This window comes from Hydrogenophaga sp., from assembly GCF_011390835.1.
Taxonomy (GTDB): domain Bacteria; phylum Pseudomonadota; class Gammaproteobacteria; order Burkholderiales; family Burkholderiaceae_C; genus Hydrogenophaga.
Genome location: NZ_JAABRQ010000011.1, coordinates 39,441 through 57,599, shown reverse-complemented (window position 1 = coordinate 57,599; position 18,159 = coordinate 39,441). Strand labels below are relative to the sequence as shown.

Here is an 18,159-nt window from a genome sequence, read left to right as displayed (position 1 = left end):
GTCAGTCATGCAATTTGTCGCTTTTGAGCGCGCCAAGCAGGGTACGGGTGCGAGCCGCCGTCTGCGCAACACCGGTCGCGCGCCCGGTATCGTATTTGGTGGAGAGGCCCCGCCGGTCACCATTGAACTGGATCACAATGCCCTGTGGCACGCGTTGAAGAAGGAGACGTTCCACGCCTCCATCCTCGACATGGAACTGGCTGGCCAGGTTCATAAAGTGCTGCTGCGCGATGTGCAGTACCACCCCTACAAGCCGCAGGTGCTGCACGTGGACTTCCAGCGCGTGGACGAAAAAACCCGCCTGCACAAGAAAGTGCCGCTGCATTTCGTCAACGCCGAAAACTCGGAAGCCGTGAAGACCGATCGTTGCGTGATCAACCACGTCATGACCGAAATCGAAGTGGAATGCCTGGCCATGCAACTGCCAGAGTTCATCGAAGTGGACCTGGGCAACGTCAAGAAGGGTGACACGATTCACGCGCGTCAACTGACCATGCCCAAAGGCATCAAGCGCGTCACCCATGGCCGCACCAACCTGACCGTGGTCACTGTGGTGCCGCCTAAGGTGGAAGAGGTCGTAGCAGCGCCGGTGGAAGCCGCGCCGGCCGACGACAAAAAGGGCAAGAAAAAGAAGTAAGCTGGTCAGCGTGGCGGGGCACTATGCCCCTGCTACCCAACCCGCACAACGGCCCGCTCACGCGGGCCGTTGCTTTTGGTGTCACCCATAATCCCGACCATGATCCGACTCATCGCCGGCCTGGGCAACCCCGGTCCTGAATACGAAGACACTCGCCACAACGCCGGCTTCTGGTGGGTCGACGAAGTGGCGCATGCGCTCAAGGCGCCTCTGCATATGGAACGTGGCCATTTCGGTCTGCTGGGCCGTGCCAACGTGGCGGGGCAGACGGTGTGGCTGGCCGAGCCGCAGACCTTCATGAACCTCTCGGGCAAGTGCGTCGCCTCGGTGGCGCGCTTCTACAAGATAGCGCCCGAAGAGCTGCTGGTGGTGCACGATGAACTCGACCTGCCGCCGGGTGAAGCCAAGCTCAAGCGCGGTGGTGGACATGCCGGCCACAACGGCTTGCGCGACATCCATGGCCAACTTGGCAGTGCCGACTACTGGCGACTGCGCATCGGCATCGGCCACCCGGGTCAGAAAAACGAAGTTGCCAACTGGGTGCTGAAGAAGCCGTCACCCGATGACCGCATCGCCATCGCCCAGACGCTGGACCGTTGTCTGAAGGCGCTACCACACCTGATCGCTGGAGAGATGGACAAGGCCACTGCGCTGATCCACACCAGCAAGCCGCCAAGACCCAAGCCACCGCGCCCTGCGTCCAAGTCCTCAGGCGAAGATCAGGCACCGCCCCCGGACGAAACCGGCGGCAGGCCGGCAGACAGCGACCCTGCCGGCTGAACCTCGCCCTGCAGCCGCTGGTACTTCTGCCACAGCGTCTCGCGCGACTCCATGTGTTCGGGGTGGATGGGAATGCAGCTCACCGGGCACACCTGAACACATTGCGGCTCGTCGAAGTGCCCCACGCACTCGGTGCACTTGGACGGATCGATCTCGTAGATCTCCTCGCCCATGTAAATGGCCTGATTCGGACATTCGGGCTCGCAGACATCGCAGTTGATGCACTCGTCGGTGATCATCAATGCCACGGCATTCTCCCAGAAGCCATGGCCGAGGAGTACACGCGTCGCATGGTCACGCTTGAACCGGTGGCGTCAACAGGCGAGCTGCCACATGAGGACTCACCATCTGCGACACATCGCCACCCAGAAACGAAATTTCGCGCACTAGCGTGCTGGAAATGCACTGCAGCGGCGCATCAGGCAGCAGGAACACCGTCTCTACGGAGGGCAGCAGCTTTCGGTTCATCGCGGCCATCTGCGCTTCGTAGTCGAAGTCGGTCAGGTTGCGGATGCCGCGCACCACCGCACATGCGCGCTGCTCTCGGCAAAAATCCATGATGAGGCCGTCAAACGGCAACACCCGCACCTGGCCTGGCAGCTGGGCGGCCGCGTCGCCAGCCATCGAGAGCCGGTCCTTCAGGCCAAAGCGGGTCTTCTTGTGGTGCGCCATCGCCACTGCAATGATCACCTCGTCAAACAGCTGCGCCGCGCGCCGCGCCACGTCTTCGTGCCCCCGGGTGATGGGGTCGAAGGTGCCGCTATAAACCGCGATGCGGGGCGTTCCAATACTCATGAAGCAATTATGCGTGAGGCCTTGTGGTCAGCGCTTCACTGGGCGCTCAGTAGCCGCAACAGGTGAAAGGCCACCGCGCCAGCCTTGCCTTGCCGATGGACCTCCAAGCCCAGCGGGTCGAGCGCCTCAGCGCTCCAGGGGTGAGGCGCTTCCAGGTAAACGAGGCCTTCGGGGCGCAGGGTGGCCCGGGCGGCCAGCAGGGCCGCTGTGAACAGCGCTTCGTTCTCACCCTCGGCAAACGGCGGATCCAGAAACACCAGGTCCAGCCCTTGTCCGGCGCGCTGTCTCAGGGAGGCAACCGCATCACCACGCTCAATGCGCAAGGCCTGAGCATCCTGCAGCCGCGCCTTGAGCTGGCTCAGGCGGGCCAGCAGCGCCGAGTCTTGCTCCACCAGCACCACCTCGGCCGCACCACGCGAAGCCGCTTCCAGCCCCAGCGCGCCGGTTCCAGCAAAGGCGTCAACGCAGCGCCACCCGCTCAAGTCCTGGCCCAGCCAGTTGAACAGGGTCTCTCGCACCCGCGCCGGCGTAGGGCGCAGGTCGGGGCGCTGCAGCACCGGCAGCGGTGTGCGCTTCCAGCGCCCGCCAATCAGGCGCACTTCCTGGGGTGCGGCAGCGGTCCGAGGTGGTTTGGAAGGTTTCATGGTCCGAGCTTACGCCGCGAACCCGACGGCCTGATGACAGGCCCGATCAGGGCTTGGCGCCCACCACCACGGTGACCATGCGCTCTGGCTGGATCACGCGGGAAAACGCGCGGCGGACGTCGGCCAGGCTCACCTGCTGCACCCGCTCGGTCCAGCTGTCCAGGTAATCGAGTGGCAAGTCGTTCCAGGCGATGTTGGACACGTTGTCAAGCAGCTTCTTGTTGCTGTCGATGCGCAGCGCAAAGCCATTGACGAGGTTGTCCTTGGCGGCCTGCAGCTCGGCCTCGGTCGGTCCCTCGGCCACAAAACGCTGCACTACCTCCCGCGCCACGGCGATCGCCTGATCGGCCTGGTCGGGCCGGGTACTCAGGCCGAGCTGGAACGCGCCCGCATGCAGACCTGGGGCAAAGAAGCTGTAGACGCTGTAGCTCAAACCGCGCTTCTCGCGCACCTCGGTGGTGAGGCGCGACACAAAGCCGCCACCGCCCAGGATGTGGTTGCCCACGATCAGCGGGAAAAAGTCGGGGTCTTCGCGCTTGACGCCGGGTTGACCGATGAGCACCTGGGCCTGAGCTGCATCAAACGGCAGGCGCTGCTCAACCGCCTGCATCAGCGGTGCGACCTCGGCCACGGGTGGCAGGGGTTCACACCCGTGTGGCTTCACCGCGGCCATGAACTGGTCAACGATCTGATCGGCCTGAGCGCGATCGATCGCACCTACCAGGCTTACCTGGGCTCGGCAGGCCGCCACGTGGCGACGGTAGAAGCTGCGCATATCGCCCACCGTGATGGCGTTCAGCGTGGCGGGCGTGATGTCCTGGCCGTAGGGGTGCTGGCCGTACACGGCGCGGGAGAATGCTCGGCCGGCGTGGGTGCCGGGGCGGTTCTCGGCCTCTTTCAAGGCCGCCAGGGTGCGCTCGCGGTCGCGCTGCCAGATGCGCTCGGGCCAGGCGGGCGCAGCCATCTGCCGCGCAGCCAGCGCCACCGCACCGCGCATCAGCTCGGGCTCGGTCAAGGTGCGCAGCGAAAAACTGAAACGGTCGCCACTGGCCTGTGCACCAAACTGGGCCCCCAGATCGGCCCAGGCTTCGCCGAGTTGGTTCTCGTCGAGCGCCGGTTGAGCTCCCTGCGCAGCTACGCCGTCGAGCAGCAGGCCGGCGGTGGTGCTGGCCAGACCCGCCTGGTTCGCCGGATCGCGCCGGCTGCCACCGTCGAAGTTGAGCTGCACGTCCAGCATGGGAATACTGGGACTGGGCACCAGGTACACGCGCGCGCCGCTGGCATGGGTCCAGTGCTGGATCGGGATGGCGGCCTGCGCGTTACCAGCCAGCGCGAGCAATGCAACGCCTGCCACCAAGCCCAAACGCGATCCAAGGGCTGGCAAACCAAAAGGAGTGGAGTTCATCAGTGGCGTCCTGGCGCGGAAGGGGCTCGTGCCGGCGTGGCCGCCTGGCGTTTGCTGGCGTCGGGCACGAGCACCGCAGTGGTGAGCTGCTCATCGCTGAAATAGCGCTGTGCCACGGACTGCACCTGGGCCGGTGTCACGGTGCGCAGGCGCTGCATCAGCCGGTCGCCGGTGTGAATGTTCATGCCATTGATCCAGTAGCTGCCCAGCTCACGCGCCTGGTTGAACACCGAGTCCAGCTGATAAACCTCGCCCGCAGTCCACTGGGTGATGACGCGCCTGAGTTCGGCTTGGCCAATACCTTCACGCGCCACGCGTTGCAACTCGGCTTTCAGCGCGCCTGCCGCCATTTCGGGCGTGACGCCGGTGGCAGGCACGGCCGACAGCGAAAATAGCTGAGGGCCACGGCCCATGAGACCGTAGGACGCACCCGCGCTGTCGGCGATGCGCTTGCCGCCGGTGCCCGAGCCCTGCACCAGGGCACGCTCCAGGCGAGCGCCACTGTAGCCACTGAGCACGGCCGACAACACGGTCAGCGCCAACGCGTCCTGATCGGTGACCGTTTCGCCGCCCGTCCAGCGCGGCGCCTTGTAAACCAGCGCGACCAGCGACTGATCGGCCGCGGCGCGGTACTCCATGCGCCGGGGGCCGGCCTGCTCCGGCTCCTCGCGCGGTTTGCGCGACGGAACCGCGCGCGCGGAGATGCGGCCGTAGTGCTTTTCGGCCAGCGCTCTCACCTGGTCCACATCCACATCGCCCGCGATCACCACCGCGGCATTGGCCGGCACATACCACTGGCGATAGAAGGCGCGTGCGTCGTCCGGTGTCATCGCGTCGAGATCGCTCATCCAGCCGATCACCGGGCGGCGGTAAGGGCTGGCCTGAAACACCAGCGCATTGAGCGCTTCAAACATGCGCGCGCGCGGCGATTCTTCGGTGCGCTGGCGGCGTTCTTCCTTCACCACCTCCAGCTCGCGCACAAACTCCTCGTCAGCCCACTGGTTGTTGGCAAAACGGTCTGCCTCCAGTCGCATCACGGCTTCGAGCTTGTCAGCCGGCAGTTGCTGGTGGTAGGCGGTGGCGTCGCGGCTGGTGAAGGCATTTTCGCGCGCGCCCAGCGCGGCCATGCGGCGCGAGAACTCGCCCGGTTTCAGATCGGGTGTGCCCTTGAACAGCATGTGTTCCAGCACATGGGCCACGCCCGAGGAGCCGTCAACCTCGTCCATCGAACCCACGCGCACCCACAGCATGTGGGCCACCGTGGGTGCGCGCCGGTCTGGCCGCACGATCAGCGTCATGCCGTTGGACAGGGTGAACTGCTGGGCGGCGGGCGAAGCGCTTGCACTGGCCGGGGCGGCTGCTTGCGAGGGCATCTGAGACCCCAGGGCCCCCGCAACGATGAGCAAGACGGCCAGGAGGCGGACGAACGACTGGGGTGTGGTGCGTTTCATAGAATGCAATGGATTCTAGAGATTGGCCAATGTTCTCGTTCTTCCGAAAAAAATCCCCTCCGCCCAGCGCCGACAAGGCCATTGACATCGTCAAGCCGCCCGGCAGCGCGGGTGAAAAGGCGCCTGACATTCCCACCGAGGCCAGCCCGCCGCCGGTGCCAATCCCTGCACCAGCCCCAGTTTCGGCCCCTGCCCCGACTACCGCACCAGTCCCTGCGGTGGTGGCGCCCGAAGCGCCGCCCGCCGTCAAACCGCCCCGCCAAGGCTGGCTGGACAAGCTCAAGGCAGGTCTGCGCAAGACCGGCACCAGCCTGGCATCAGTGTTCACCGGCGCGCAGATCAACGATGCGCTCTACGAAGAGCTGGAGACCGCCCTACTCATGGCCGACACCGGCGTCAAGGCCACCGACTACCTGCTGACCGACCTCAAGCGGCGCGTGAAAGAGAGTAAGACCAACGACCCGGCTGCCGTCAAGGGCCTGCTGGCCGATGCCATTGCCGCCCTGCTCACGCCGTTGCAGAAGCCGCTGGTGATCGGTGAGCACAAGCCCACCGTGATCATGGTCGCGGGCGTCAACGGCGCGGGCAAGACCACCTCCATCGGCAAGCTCACGCGCCACCTCGCCAACGGCGGCGCCACCGTGTTGCTGGCCGCAGCCGACACCTTTCGCGCGGCCGCCCGAGAGCAGCTCGCGGTATGGGCCGATCGCAACACGGTCGAGATCATCACCCAGGCCGGTGGTGACCCCGCCGCCGTGAGCTTTGACGCCGTGACCGCCGGGCGCGCGCGCGGGCGCGATGTGGTGCTGGTGGACACCGCCGGGCGCCTGCCCACGCAACTGCACCTGATGGAAGAGCTGCGCAAGATCAAGCGTGTGGTTCAGAAAGCCGATGCGTCCAGCCCTCACGAAGTGCTGCTGGTCATCGACGGCAACACCGGCCAGAACGCACTGGCGCAAGTGAAAGCCTTTGACGAGACGCTGGGCCTGACTGGCCTCATCATCACCAAGCTGGACGGCACGGCCAAAGGCGGTGTGATCTGCGCCATCGCACGCGAAAAACCGGTGCCGATCTACTTCATCGGCGTGGGTGAAAAGCTGGAAGATCTGGAAACGTTTGACGCGCGGGAGTTTGCGCAGGCGTTGCTGGCTTAATCGTCGCTGCCGTAGTTCCGCCATTGTTTCATCGCATGGCGCATGGTGAACATCTGCCGCTCAAAGGTGGGGCAGGCCTTGCACATGGCCATGTGGATGCGCAGCCTCATCTTGTCCAGCGCCGACAGCTCGCGGTCTTCCCGCGCCACGACCAGAGCCGTGACTTCTTTGCAGGTGCGCATCAGGGGCATTTTTCTGAGCAGAGAATTCATCGCGCGGCAAACCAGTTGAGTTCCAGACATTCGCGCAGCCGCAACCGGGCCCGATGCAGCTGAACGTAGAGGTTCGTCGGGGTCAGCTCCAACTCCTTACAGATCTCGTCGCTGGAGAGCTCCAGCCATTCGCGCATCAGGAATAGCCGCGCCTGGGCGGGCGGCAGCTTCTCGGTGCAGGCATCAAGCACCATCATGAACTGGCGGCTGCCCAGGTCTTGCTCCGGGTTGCCCCAATCCGACGGGCGCTGGGCAAAGTGCCCGTCGGCCTTGAAAGCCATGTGCTCCAGGGGATCAAAACCGTCGTCTTCCGACCCGCTGTCCAGCACCACTTCGCGTCTGCGCTGGCGCAGGATATCGATGATTTTGTGCTTGAGGATGCCGATCAGCCAGGTCTTGAGCTGCGATCGGCCCTGAAACGCCTGCGGCTTGGCCAGCGCGGCCAGCATGGTTTCGGAAACGGCGTCTTCCGCCCACGCGCTGTTGCGCAGCTGCATGCGCGCATAGCGCAGCAGGTCTTCACGCAGCGCCACGAGCTGCTGCTCATATTCGGTCACGGACATCCAGCACCCTGAAGCGGAAATTGTTCAAAGTGTAAGGACTCGGCGGGTGGCGAGACAAAACGCCAGCACCACGGAGTCCGCCATGCACCTGCCCTCACCCGCCCTCACGACCTTGCGCCGGCGCCAGCTGCTCGGCTGGCTGCCCTTGCTGGCCTGGCCGCTGGCTCAGGCGCAGCCTGCCACGTCCTCGCTCCCCACCCTGGAAGGCAAAACCGCTGACGGGCAGGCGCTGGGCCTGGGTGCGCTGCGCGGGCGCGTGGTGCTGGTCCTTTACTGGTCCACCGGCTGCGCCGTGTGCCGCGACAAGATGCACGAGATGCGCGCCAACCTGGCGGGCTGGCAACACCAGCCGTTCACCCTGCTGGGCGTGAACATGGACCAGCGGCGCGAAGACGTCGTCGGCTACGAAACCCTGCTGCGCCAGACAGTGCCAGCGCCGCAGCGGCTGCGTTCGGTGTGGGCTGCCGACCCGGGTTTCACTGACAGTCTCGGCCCGCCCACGCACCTGCCCAGCGGCGCACTGATCGACAAAGCCGGCCGGCTGGTGGAGCGCTACAGCGGCCGCATCCCGCCCGAAGCCTGGGACCGCATCGCCGAGCTGTTGTGAGACATCACAGATTTGTTATCTGGTCGCTGTAAGAACCCACCACCGCGCCAAGACTGAACCACAACCGGAGGCCATCGCTGACGCGGTCGTCCCGGTTAAATCAAACCCCCTCAGGAGAAACTCCATGAACCAACGCACCATGATCACCGCCGCTGCCGCTTCACTGATGTCCCTTGCCATGCTGTCTGGCCCTGCCCTGGCACAGAGCTCGGGCAAAGAAAAATGTTTCGGCATCGCCAAGGCCGGCCAGAACGACTGCGCCAACCTCTCTGGCAGCCATTCCTGCGCCGGTCAGTCCAAGGTGGACAACGACAAAGGTGAGTGGAAGTACGTCGCCGCTGGCACCTGCGCCACCATGAAGGGCATGACCATGGACGAAGCCAAAGCCGGCATGATGAAAAAAGACGACATGAGGAAAAAGGACGAGATGAAAAAAGACGACATGATGAAGAAGGGCTGATCCACCATGTCGCTCGCCACGCCGAAGCCCTCCTCTGCCGCACCTGTGGGTGCGCCAGTGGGCATCGGGTGGCGACACCCGCATTACGCCGAACTGCTGCAGACGCAGTCGGTGCTGGACTTCATCGAAGTCCACTCCGAGAATTTTTTTGCTGATGGCGGCGCAGCCCTGTCGGTTCTGGAGCAGGGCCGCGCCTGCTACCCCGTGAGCCTGCATGGTGTGGGCCTGTCGCTGGGCTCGGCCATGGGCATCGACGCGGGGCACCTCGAGCAGCTCGCCCGACTGGTGGAACGAACGGACCCCGTGCGCGTCAGCGACCACGCCTGTTTCGCCCGCGTCCCGCTGCAGGGTCAGACGGTGCACGCGGCCGACCTGCTGCCCCTGCCCATGACTGAGGCCGCACTGGCGGTGATGTGCGCCAACGTGCAGCGCGTGCAAGACCGCCTGCGTCGACCGATCGCGGTCGAAAACCTGTCGACCTATGTGCAGTGGTGCGACGCCGAGATGGACGAGCCCACGTTTTTGAACACGCTGGCCCAGCGCACCGGATGTGGTCTGCTGGTGGACGTGAACAACCTCTACGTCAACGCACTCAACGCGCAGCTGCGCGGCGAGCATCAAGACCCCTTGGCCACTTGCCAGGCGTGGCTGGACGCCATCGATTCCAACTCGGTGGCTGAACTGCACCTGGCCGGCCATGTCCACACCGGCGATATCGTCATTGATGACCACGGCAGCCGCGTGGTGGATGCCGTCTGGTCGCTCTACGGTCATGCCATGCATCGCTTGGGCAGCGTGCCCACGCTGATCGAATGGGACACCGATGTACCCGACCTATCGGTGCTGCTGGACGAAGCCGAGCGCGCGCGCCGGGTCTCTGCCACGGCGCTCGCCGATACCCGCGCCAGCCAGGGAGTGCCCGCATGAGCACCGCGTCCGTCACCGCGCTGCTGGACCAGCAAGCCGCGCTATTGAGCGCCTTGTTCACCCATCCCGCGCACAGCGACGCACGCCGCGCGAGCGAGCACCTGCTGGCTCAGTTCACCACGCAGGGCGCGCAGACGTCGCGCGGCCTGATGGCTTACCAGGCCAATGGCCATGCCCTCGCCGAACGCTCGCTGGCGGCGGCCTACCCGGTGATCGAGATGATGCTCGGTCAACACAGCTTCGCCGCATTCGCCCGCGACCTCTGGCACCAGCACCCGCCCGCGCTGGGCGACCTGGCCCACTGGGGCGACGCCCTGCCCGGCTTCCTGGCCCACAGCGAGGCCCTGCTGGATGCGCCCTACCTCGCTGACGTGGCGCGTGTCGAATGGGCGCTGCATCGAGCCGCTGGCGCGGCCGACGCAGTGATCGATCACGCCAGCTTCGCGCGCCTCGCAGCGGAAGACCCCACCGGCCTCACGCTCACGCTCGCACCCGGAACGGCCTTGGTCGGCAGCGCCTTTCCCGTGGCTAGCCTGGTGCGCTCGCACCGACACGTCCAGCCCAGCCTGGCGCAAGCCGCCCAACGCCTGCGCGAGGGCATAGCCGAATCGGCGCTGGTCTGGCGCCAGGCCTTGAAGCCGCGCGTGGCTCTGGTCACCCCGGTGGAAGCCACGCTGCTGGGTGAATTGCTGCAAGGGCGCAACCTGGCCAGCGCGCTCGACACAGCCCTTGCCACAGAGACCACCGACACACAAGCGTTTGACTTCTCACTCTGGCTCACACACGCCGTCACCACCGGCCTGGTCATCGGCGTGAACGATGCCAGCCCCACTGCCTCCAAGGACACACCATGAACCACCCCACCCTGCTGCACCGCGGCCAATCACTCTGGCTGGGTGTCACCGGCCTGATCGACGCGCTGCGTGCCCCAGCCGCGCTTGCTGCGCGCATCTACCTTGCCCAGATGTTTTTCCTGTCGGGGCTGACCAAGATTCGCGACTGGGACATCACCCTGCTGCTGTTCACCGAGGAGTACCGGGTGCCGCTGCTGTCGCCCGAGGTGGCCGCGGTCATGGGCACGGGCGGCGAACTCATCTTGCCGGTGCTGTTGTTGCTCGGACTGGCGGGGCGTTTCGCGGCGCTGGGCCTGAGTGTGGTCAACTTCGTCGCGGTGCTCAGCCTGGCCGAGATTGCACCGGCCGCCTTGCAGCAACACATCACCTGGGGCGTTTTGCTCGGGGCGCTCGTCCTCTACGGCCTGGGCAAATGGACCATCGACTGCGCGTGGATCCGCCCAAGCCTCGAACGCCGCCTCGCCACCATTCGCTGAATTTGTTTTTTCACGGAGAACCGCTTTGCCTCTGAATCTGCCCTCCCTATCGCGCCGCCGCCTGTTGCTCAGCGCCGCCACCGCATCCGCCCTGCCCACCGCCTGGGCACAGACCAAGGCCCCCGCCTGGGGCGAGATCGAAAAATCCGCGCGCGGCCAGACCGTCTACTGGAACGCCTGGGCCGGCAGCGAGCAGACCAACACCTATTTGCAATGGGTTGCGGCTGAGGTGCAAAAGGCCCATGGCGTGAAGCTGGAGCATGTGAAGATCACCGACACCGCCGACGTGGTCAAGCGCGTGCGCGCCGAAAAGACGGCGGGCCGCAAAGACAGCGAAGGCACGGTCGACCTGGTGTGGATCAACGGTGAAAACTTCGCCGCCATGAAGCGCGATGGCCTGCTCTATGGTCCGTGGGCCGAAGCGCTGCCCAACTTCCGCTACGTGGACGTGGTCGGCAAGCCCACCACCCGCAATGATTTTTCTGTGCCCACCGATGGACTGGAATCGCCGTGGGGCATGGCGCAGCTCACCCTCTTCGCCGACGGCAAGCGCCTGCCCAAGCCACCACAAAGCATGGCCGAGCTGCTGGCGCTGGCGCGTCAGCAGCCGGGGCGGATCAGCTACCCGCGCCTGCCTGATTTCACCGGCACCACGTTTGTGAAGCAGGCGCTGATCGAACATGTGAGTGACACCGCTGTGCTGAGCAAGCCGCCAGTTGAGGCCGCGTTTGCGCAGCAGACCGCTGGCCTGTGGCAGTTTCTCGATGCGCTGCACCCCCACCTGTGGCGCGGCGGCAAGCAGTTCCCGCAAAACCCGGCCGCCATCCGCCAGATGATGGCCGACGGCGAGCTGCTGCTCGCACTCACATTCAACCCCAACGAACCAGCGAACGAGGTCGCGGCCAAGCGCCTGCCCGCCTCCACCGTGGCCTGGCAGTTCGCCAAAGGCACGATCGGCAACACCCACTTCGTCGCCATTCCCTACAACGCCCGCGCCAAAGCCGGTGCCCAAGTGGTGGCCAACTTCCTGCTGTCGGCGTCCGCGCAGGCCCGCAAGGCCGACATTGCCCACTGGGGCGACCCCACGGTGCTCGACCTGGCGCGCCTGCCTGCCGCCGAGCGCGCGCTCTTCCCCGCCAAGCCCCTGCCCGGTCAGGTGGCCAAGAACGCGCCGACCTTGCCAGAGCCCCATGCGGCCTGGGTCGAGCCGATTGAGAAAGAGTGGATCAAGCGCTACGCGTCTTGATCTGCTGATCAGGCACTGAGTGGGTGGCAGACTCAGGCCCATGAGCTCGCCCCTTCTTCCCTGGCGTGGGTCAGTCGCGACCTTGCTGCTGCTGATCGCCGCGTTGCCACTGTTGGCGGTGGCCGGTGCGTCGCTGCGTGAGCTGTTCGATGCGGCGGCCTGGGTGTCGCTCACTGAAGATCCACTGTGGTTGCCTGCGCTGGGGCTCACGCTATGGACCGGCATCGCCTCCACCGCGCTGGCCTGGTGGATCACCGCCTGGCTGCTGGCGCAAGGCTTTGTGCGCCAGCGCCTGGGCGAGCTGCTGCGCGGCCTGCCGGTGATGCTGGCCACGCCGCACGCCGCATTTGCCATTGGCCTGGTGTTCCTGATCTCGCCCAGCGGCTGGATCTTGCGCGCGCTCTCGCCCTGGCTTACCGGTTTTGACTGGCCGCCACCCTGGCCCACCACGCAAGACCCCTGGGGCCTAGGCCTGATCGTCGCGCTCACCGCCAAGGAGGTGCCGTTTCTCCTCTGGACGGCCGCTACGCAGCTGCAGCGCGACGACGTGCGCCAGCGCTGGCGCGCCGAGCACACGCTGGCGCAAACGCTGGGCTACGCACCCCAACGCGCTTGGTGGCGCGTGGTCTGGCCGCAGCTGGCGCCGCGCCTGTTCTGGCCGCTGCTGGCGGTGCTGGCCTACGGCCTCACCGTGGTCGACATGGCGCTGGTGATCGGCCCCGCTGCCCCGCCCACGCTGGCCGTGCTGGCCTGGCAGTGGCTGCAAGACGCCGACCTGGCGATGAACGCGCGCGGCGCGGCAGCCGGCGGCGTGTTGACGGTGGTGGTGCTGATCACTGCGCTGGCCTGGCGAGGTTTGCAGGCCTGGCAGGCGCGCCGGTCTCGCCGCGCCAGCGGGCAGCGAGGTCGCTCAGGGCCTGCGCGCCTGGGCTCGCTCGGTCTGGTGTTGCTGCTGGGTCTGTACGCCGCCGTGCTGCTGGCGCTGGCCGTGGGCAGCGTGGCGGGCGTGTGGCGCTTCCCGGCGCTGTGGCCCGAGGCGCTGACCGCCCAGGCCTGGCTCAGCGTGTGGGCCAGTGCGGACACCGTGGGCACCACGCTGGGCCTGGCGCTGGCTTCCTGCGCGCTGGCGCTGGTCTGGTGCGTGGCCTGGCTGGAGTTCAGCCCCCGCGCCTGGGACCAGGCGCTGCGCCCCCTGCTCTACCTGCCCCTGGTGTTGCCCGCCGTGTTGTGGGTGGTGGGCCTGTACAGCCTGGCTTTGCAGTGGAGGCTGGAAGGCCAGTGGCTGGGTTTGTTGCTGGCGCACACGGTGATGGTGTTGCCCTATGTGTTGCTGGCGCTGTCGCCCGCCTACCTCGGCTTCGACCCGCGCGCCGCCCAGCTCAGCGACAGCCTGGGCCACGGCCGCGCCGCGTTCTTGTGGCGGGTGAAGTGGCCGCTGCTGCGCCGCTCGCTGGCCGCCAGCGCGGCGGTGGGCTTTGCGGTGAGCGTCACCCAATACCTGCCCACGCTCTACATCGGCGCCGGGCGCTTCGCCACCGTGACCACCGAAGCGGTCACGCTCGCCTCCGGCGCCCAGCGCTCGCTCACCAGCGCCTACGCCGCCCTGCAGTTTCTGCTCCCCGCGCTGGCCTTTGGCCTGGCGGCCTGGGTCGGCCGGCCGCGCAGATTCAGGACAATGGCGACATGAGCCTGAACGTGCACATCCAGCAGATCGGCAGCGCGCAACGTGTGTTGCTGCGCGAACTGCGCTTCGAAGTGGCCAGCGGCCAAATCCTCACGCTCATGGGTGCCAGCGGCAGCGGCAAAAGCTCGGTGCTGGCCGCCATCGCCGGCACGCTGCACAGCGTGGCCGAGGGCGCGCAGGCCCTGCGCTTCGACGGCACCATCACGCTGGACGGCACCGACCTCACCCAACTGCCCACCGCGCGGCGCGGCATCGGCCTGCTGTTTCAAGACCCGCTGCTGTTCGCCCACATGACGGTGGCCGAGAACCTGCTGTTTGCCGTGCCGCCAGGTCCACGCGCGCAGCGCCAGGCCGCGGTACACCAAGCGCTGCAAGACGCCGAACTGGCCAGCTACGGCGAGCGCGACCCGGCCACGCTCTCCGGCGGCCAGCGCGCCCGCGTGGCGCTCATGCGCGCCCTGCTCGCCCAGCCCCGCGCGCTGCTGCTCGACGAACCGTTTTCCAAGCTCGACGCCACGCTGCGCGACCAGTTCCGCGCCTTTGTGTTCGACCACATCCGCGCGCAAAACATCCCTGCCGTGCTTGTCACCCACGACGCCGCCGACATCGCCGACGCCGCCCAGGTGTTGGAACTGAAGTAGCCATGCTGGACCGCGCCATCCAGTCCGCCATCAAGCCCGTGCTCAACCGCGCAGCGCAGGGCCTGGTGCGCCTGGGCATCGGCGCCGACGCCGTCACTGTCACCGGCTTCGTGGTCGGCATGGCCGCCGCCGTGGCCATTGCATTTCAGGCCTATCTGCTGGGCCTGGGGCTGCTGCTCGCCTCGCGCCTCATGGACGGGCTGGACGGCGCGGTGGCCCGCGCCACCCAGCCCACCGACCGCGGCGGCTTTCTGGACATCACGCTCGACTTCCTGTTCTACGCGTCCATCCCGCTGGCCTTCGCGATCGCCCACCCCGCCCAAAACGCCCTGCCCGCCGCCGTGCTGCTCGCCGCCTTCATCGGCACCGGCAGCAGCTTTCTCGCCTTTGCGGTGATCGCCGAAAAACACCAGGTGCCGTCCACCGCATTTCCCGACAAGAGCTTTTATTTTCTGGGCGGCCTCACCGAAGCCACCGAAACCCTGATCGCGTTTTCTGCCATGTGCCTGTGGCCGCAGTGGTTCCCGCAGATCGCTTATGGCTTTGCGGTGCTCTGCGCCATCACCATCGCCATGCGCATCGGCTGGGGATGGCAGCGGTTCCGGTAAGAGCGGTTCACAGCGCGTACGCCTCCAGGGCCTTGATGCGCTGCTCGGCATGGTTCTGCATGCACCCGATGTACATCACGGTGCGGATCGTGCCGGAGGCATGCAGCGTGTAATAGGCATCACAGTCCTTCTGCCGGAACACCACCCAGGCCCGCTGCGCCTCGATCAGGCCCTTCTTGATCTCGGCGTAGGCAAGGCCATCGTCGGGCTTGCTCAGCGACTTCATCACGCGGCGGTAGGTGTCGTTCAACTTCTTCTCGACCACCTCAAAATCGGCCTGCGCACACGCGTTGATGTCCAGCGTGGTGATGGCCTTTTTGCAGTCGATCTTGGCGTGCGACATCGTGGCGATGGAAACGGTGGCCAGGGCCAGTAAGGTGAGACGCATGACGAGCCTCCGAAAAGAGAGTGGTGCGACTCGCAGATTCACACTCGCTGCGATTCTTGACTTCGTGGGAAGCCCCTGTAAGGACTTAGACATCAGCGGGCGTTGGCAGCGCCTGAATGACTGCGAGGCCCAAAACGTGGAGGGCGCGAACAACGCCTTGGAGACCGGCGATTGGTATTTGGTGAGTGCCAATCTCAAGGTTCTCGCCCGTCTTGTCGATGGTCAGGAGATGCGGCAGGCCCTCAGGGATTCCAGCACCCTAAACAATGATCGCATCCATGTGCTCGATCGCATCTCGCAGGTGGGTGATTGTCTTTGCCTGAGACTGCGCAAGTTTTCGAATATTCCGGTCAATGGCTGGTCCGTCTTGTTGGGTTCCAAGGCGTTCGAGAGCTCGAAGCGCTCGCTTTGTAGCATTGATGCAGTTCTCGAAGTGCCCAACGCCTTCGACGAAGGCTTGGATACCTCCGTTCGCGTTCACGTTGTCTCGCACTCGGCGACACCCGGCCATGTACTCCCGCGCTGCCTTGTCCGTGATTACCATGTAGGTCATGAGCAAACGGGCTGAGCTCGGCGATGGTGGTACCTGCCGGGCATGGAAAGCCATGCCGAGTTCCAACTGATTCCGAAGCGTTGACGCGCCAGCCGGAAGCTCAGGTGATTCGAATCGCTCAAGGTACGCCACGGCTGCTTTCAAATGCCTCACGGAATGTCCCCCGCAAAACGTACGGGGTGTTCAGGGTGTCTAGCTTCTCACTATTTGACGTTAACTCAGCGACTTGGGTGCGGCTGAAGTGTCGGACGTACTGATAGAAAAATCAAAAAGCCCCGCATCATCGCTAGGTGTCCTTCCATACCTCACCCGTTGAACACGCACCCGGTAGCTCATCGCGAAGTGATCAACCTGGAAGCGAGTTCTGGCTGACCACCAACCTCTACGAACCGCAGTATCGTCATGCTGACCAGAATCATGCGAGGACTGCTTCAGACCGACTGCCGCGCGCCCGGCTGAAGGGCCTTCCGATATCGCGCACGATGTCCCCCGGTGGCCCACGCAAGCCGGGCGCCTTTCCCCATACACACAGGAGACAAGCCATGCCCACCCACACCTCCACCCCCCTTGCCGACCAGCGCTACTTCTGCGAAGGCCCTCGCTGGCACGATGGCCGGTTCTGGTTCAGCGACTTTTATGCGCACGAGGTGTGCTCGGTCGGGCTGGGTGGTGATGTACGGGTGGAACTCAGCCTGGGTGACGAGCAGCCGTCGGGCCTGGGCTGGTTGCCGAATGGCGATCTGCTGGTGGTGGGCATGACGACGCGGCAGGTGCTGCGCCGCGCCGCTGGCAAAGACCTGGCCGTACACGCCGACCTGAACGGCATCGCCACTTTCCACGCCAACGACATGCTGGTGACGCCTGAGGGCGATGCCTATGTGGGCAACTTCGGTTTTGATCTGGATGCGTTCCTGATGGCCCATGGCGTGGAAGGCCTGCTGGCCGCCCTGGGCGCCGACCCTTCGCCGTTCCTGGGAAAACTGGCCCATGTGAAGCTGGACGGCACGGCGTCGGTGGCGGCCGAGCCGGTGCTGTTCCCCAACGGCATGGCCTTGCTGAACGGCGGGCGCACGCTGGTGGTGGCGCAGACGCTGGGTTTTGAGCTGACCGCGTTTGACCGTGCGCCCGATGGTGCCTTGTCGAACCGCCGCGTCTGGGCCTCGCTCAAAGAAGCCGGGGTCGCGCCCGACGGCATTTGCGCCGATGAACAGGGCGGCATCTGGGTGGCGAATGCGCTGGCGCCCCAGGTGATCCGGGTGGAAGACGGTGGCCAGATCACCGACACCGTGACCACCTCGCAAAACGCCTACGCCTGTGCACTCGGCGGCCCGCAAGGTCGGCACCTGCTGGTCTGCACGGCGCCGACCTCGGTGCACGCTTTGGCGGCGGCAGAGCGCAACGAGCGGCTGGAAAACGTGGAAATCTGAGACCTGCTGCCCGGCGGGGCGTGTGTCGTTTGGCCTCGCATTTCTGCGGTGACCACCCCCGCTGCTAACCTCCCCGCTATGGCCACCGCTTCAGCATCCCGCCTCTTCTACTTCAACAAACCCTATGGCGTGTTGAGCCAGTTCACCGCCGAAGGCCGGTGGCGCGGGCTGAAAGACTTCATCGATGTGCCGGGCGTGTACGTGGCGGGCCGGCTGGATGCGGACAGCGAGGGCCTGCTGCTGCTCACCGACAATGGGGTTTTGCAGGCTCGCATCAGCGACCCGCGCCACAAGATGGAGAAAACCTATTGGGTGCAGGTGGAGGGTGTGCCCGATGAAGCCGCACTGAACCGCCTGCGCGAGGGCGTGCAGCTGAACGATGGCCCCACCCGGCCCGCACGCGCTCGCGCCATGCCCGAGCCCGCCGCACTGTGGCCGCGCGATCCACCGGTGCGTTTTCGCCAGCACATTCCCACCAGCTGGCTGGAGCTGGTGATCACCGAAGGGCGCAACCGGCAGGTGCGGCGCATGACTGCTGCTGTGGGCCACCCCACGCTGCGGCTGATTCGCGCCTCGATTGGGCCGTATGCGCTGGATGGCCTGGCGCCGGGCGAGTGGCGCTGATGCGTGCCGACTGGCTGCCCGCC

The 18,159-nt window shown here is 65.8% G+C and carries 23 protein-coding genes; 15 read left to right on the top strand and 8 right to left on the bottom strand.

Annotated features, from left to right (window positions below; all coding sequences use genetic code 11):
- The first annotated feature begins 7 nt into the window (after positions 1-7).
- The gene (locus tag GPT34_RS08490) at positions 8-637 is read left to right on the top strand and encodes a 50S ribosomal protein L25/general stress protein Ctc (protein ID WP_291011052.1); all 630 of its coding nucleotides are present in this window, start codon (positions 8-10) and stop codon (positions 635-637) included.
- A gap of 99 nt (positions 638-736) precedes the next feature.
- Positions 737-1,417 carry an aminoacyl-tRNA hydrolase gene (gene pth / locus GPT34_RS08485; protein ID WP_291011049.1) on the top strand — a complete coding sequence of 227 codons (681 nt, stop codon included), beginning with the start codon at positions 737-739 and terminating at the stop codon, positions 1,415-1,417.
- Here the strand turns inward: pth and GPT34_RS08480 are convergent.
- The 5 genes from GPT34_RS08480 to GPT34_RS08460 are packed head-to-tail and all read right to left on the bottom strand — an operon-like array spanning position 1,357 to position 5,634.
- Positions 1,357-1,665, bottom strand: coding sequence for a YfhL family 4Fe-4S dicluster ferredoxin (locus GPT34_RS08480; RefSeq protein WP_291011046.1), 309 nt, complete (start codon positions 1,663-1,665; stop codon positions 1,357-1,359). The genes pth and GPT34_RS08480 overlap by 61 nt on opposite strands.
- A 46-nt stretch (positions 1,666-1,711) precedes the next feature.
- Positions 1,712-2,212: a pantetheine-phosphate adenylyltransferase gene (coaD, locus tag GPT34_RS08475; protein WP_291011043.1), complete on the bottom strand. Its 501-nt coding sequence runs from the start codon at positions 2,210-2,212 to the stop codon at positions 1,712-1,714.
- A gap of 35 nt (positions 2,213-2,247) precedes the next feature.
- On the bottom strand, positions 2,248-2,856 hold the full coding sequence (gene rsmD, locus GPT34_RS08470; RefSeq protein WP_291011040.1) for a 16S rRNA (guanine(966)-N(2))-methyltransferase RsmD: 609 nt from the start codon (positions 2,854-2,856) through the stop codon (positions 2,248-2,250).
- Between the two features lie 46 nt (positions 2,857-2,902).
- Positions 2,903-4,261, bottom strand: coding sequence for a pitrilysin family protein (locus tag GPT34_RS08465; protein WP_291011037.1), 1,359 nt, complete (start codon positions 4,259-4,261; stop codon positions 2,903-2,905).
- Positions 4,261-5,634 carry a pitrilysin family protein gene (locus tag GPT34_RS08460; RefSeq protein WP_291011175.1) on the bottom strand — a complete coding sequence of 458 codons (1,374 nt, stop codon included), beginning with the start codon at positions 5,632-5,634 and terminating at the stop codon, positions 4,261-4,263. The genes GPT34_RS08465 and GPT34_RS08460 overlap by 1 nt, the downstream gene beginning before the upstream one ends.
- Before the next feature lie 107 nt (positions 5,635-5,741).
- On the opposite strand from GPT34_RS08460, the gene ftsY reads away from it, so the two are divergent.
- Positions 5,742-6,866, top strand: a complete 1,125-nt coding sequence (gene ftsY / locus GPT34_RS08455) for a signal recognition particle-docking protein FtsY (protein ID WP_291011035.1) — start codon at positions 5,742-5,744, stop codon at positions 6,864-6,866.
- Here ftsY and GPT34_RS08450 read toward each other — a convergent pair.
- Positions 6,863-7,048: a zf-HC2 domain-containing protein gene (locus GPT34_RS08450; RefSeq protein ID WP_291011032.1), complete on the bottom strand. Its 186-nt coding sequence runs from the start codon at positions 7,046-7,048 to the stop codon at positions 6,863-6,865. The two genes, ftsY and GPT34_RS08450, sit on opposite strands and share 4 nt — an antisense overlap.
- 26 nt (positions 7,049-7,074) lie before the next feature.
- Positions 7,075-7,641, bottom strand: a complete 567-nt coding sequence (locus GPT34_RS08445) for a sigma-70 family RNA polymerase sigma factor (RefSeq protein WP_291011029.1) — start codon at positions 7,639-7,641, stop codon at positions 7,075-7,077.
- Between the two features lie 82 nt (positions 7,642-7,723).
- On the opposite strand from GPT34_RS08445, the gene GPT34_RS08440 reads away from it, so the two are divergent.
- The 9 genes from GPT34_RS08440 (at position 7,724) to GPT34_RS08400 (ending at position 15,144) form a co-directional block, all read left to right on the top strand.
- Positions 7,724-8,248, top strand: a complete 525-nt coding sequence (locus tag GPT34_RS08440; protein ID WP_291011026.1) for a TlpA disulfide reductase family protein — start codon at positions 7,724-7,726, stop codon at positions 8,246-8,248.
- A gap of 124 nt (positions 8,249-8,372) precedes the next feature.
- Positions 8,373-8,708 (top strand): DUF2282 domain-containing protein, encoded by a 336-nt coding sequence (locus GPT34_RS08435; protein ID WP_291011024.1) that lies wholly within the window; start codon positions 8,373-8,375, stop codon positions 8,706-8,708.
- Positions 8,709-8,714: 6 nt separating this feature from the next.
- The gene (locus tag GPT34_RS08430; protein ID WP_291011023.1) at positions 8,715-9,635 is read left to right on the top strand and encodes a DUF692 domain-containing protein; all 921 of its coding nucleotides are present in this window, start codon (positions 8,715-8,717) and stop codon (positions 9,633-9,635) included.
- Positions 9,632-10,489, top strand: coding sequence for a putative DNA-binding domain-containing protein (locus GPT34_RS08425; protein ID WP_291011020.1), 858 nt, complete (start codon positions 9,632-9,634; stop codon positions 10,487-10,489). The genes GPT34_RS08430 and GPT34_RS08425 overlap by 4 nt, the downstream gene beginning before the upstream one ends.
- Entirely contained in the window at positions 10,486-10,965 is a 480-nt protein-coding gene (locus GPT34_RS08420; protein WP_291011018.1) for a DoxX family membrane protein, read from the top strand. Before GPT34_RS08425 ends, GPT34_RS08420 begins: the two co-directional genes overlap by 4 nt.
- A 25-nt stretch (positions 10,966-10,990) precedes the next feature.
- Entirely contained in the window at positions 10,991-12,211 is a 1,221-nt protein-coding gene (locus tag GPT34_RS08415; RefSeq protein WP_291011016.1) for an ABC transporter substrate-binding protein, read from the top strand.
- A gap of 40 nt (positions 12,212-12,251) precedes the next feature.
- The gene (locus GPT34_RS08410; RefSeq protein ID WP_291011014.1) at positions 12,252-13,898 is read left to right on the top strand and encodes an ABC transporter permease; all 1,647 of its coding nucleotides are present in this window, start codon (positions 12,252-12,254) and stop codon (positions 13,896-13,898) included.
- A complete protein-coding gene (locus tag GPT34_RS08405) occupies positions 13,895-14,536 on the top strand; it encodes an ATP-binding cassette domain-containing protein (protein WP_291011012.1) in 642 nt (213 codons plus the stop codon). Before GPT34_RS08410 ends, GPT34_RS08405 begins: the two co-directional genes overlap by 4 nt.
- A 2-nt stretch (positions 14,537-14,538) precedes the next feature.
- Positions 14,539-15,144: a CDP-alcohol phosphatidyltransferase family protein gene (locus GPT34_RS08400; protein ID WP_291011010.1), complete on the top strand. Its 606-nt coding sequence runs from the start codon at positions 14,539-14,541 to the stop codon at positions 15,142-15,144.
- 7 nt (positions 15,145-15,151) lie between these two features.
- Here the strand turns inward: GPT34_RS08400 and GPT34_RS08395 are convergent, their stop codons facing one another.
- Positions 15,152-15,532, bottom strand: coding sequence for a lysozyme inhibitor LprI family protein (locus tag GPT34_RS08395; protein WP_291011008.1), 381 nt, complete (start codon positions 15,530-15,532; stop codon positions 15,152-15,154).
- Between GPT34_RS08395 and GPT34_RS08390 the strand changes: the two genes are divergently transcribed.
- From GPT34_RS08390 to GPT34_RS08380, 3 genes are all read left to right on the top strand, one after another.
- Positions 15,531-16,100, top strand: coding sequence for a hypothetical protein (locus GPT34_RS08390; RefSeq protein ID WP_291011006.1), 570 nt, complete (start codon positions 15,531-15,533; stop codon positions 16,098-16,100). The two genes, GPT34_RS08395 and GPT34_RS08390, sit on opposite strands and share 2 nt — an antisense overlap.
- 527 nt (positions 16,101-16,627) lie before the next feature.
- Positions 16,628-17,512: an SMP-30/gluconolactonase/LRE family protein gene (locus tag GPT34_RS08385; RefSeq protein ID WP_291011004.1), complete on the top strand. Its 885-nt coding sequence runs from the start codon at positions 16,628-16,630 to the stop codon at positions 17,510-17,512.
- A gap of 78 nt (positions 17,513-17,590) precedes the next feature.
- On the top strand, positions 17,591-18,136 hold the full coding sequence (locus GPT34_RS08380; protein WP_291011002.1) for an rRNA large subunit pseudouridine synthase E: 546 nt from the start codon (positions 17,591-17,593) through the stop codon (positions 18,134-18,136).
- Positions 18,137-18,159: the final 23 nt, after the last annotated feature.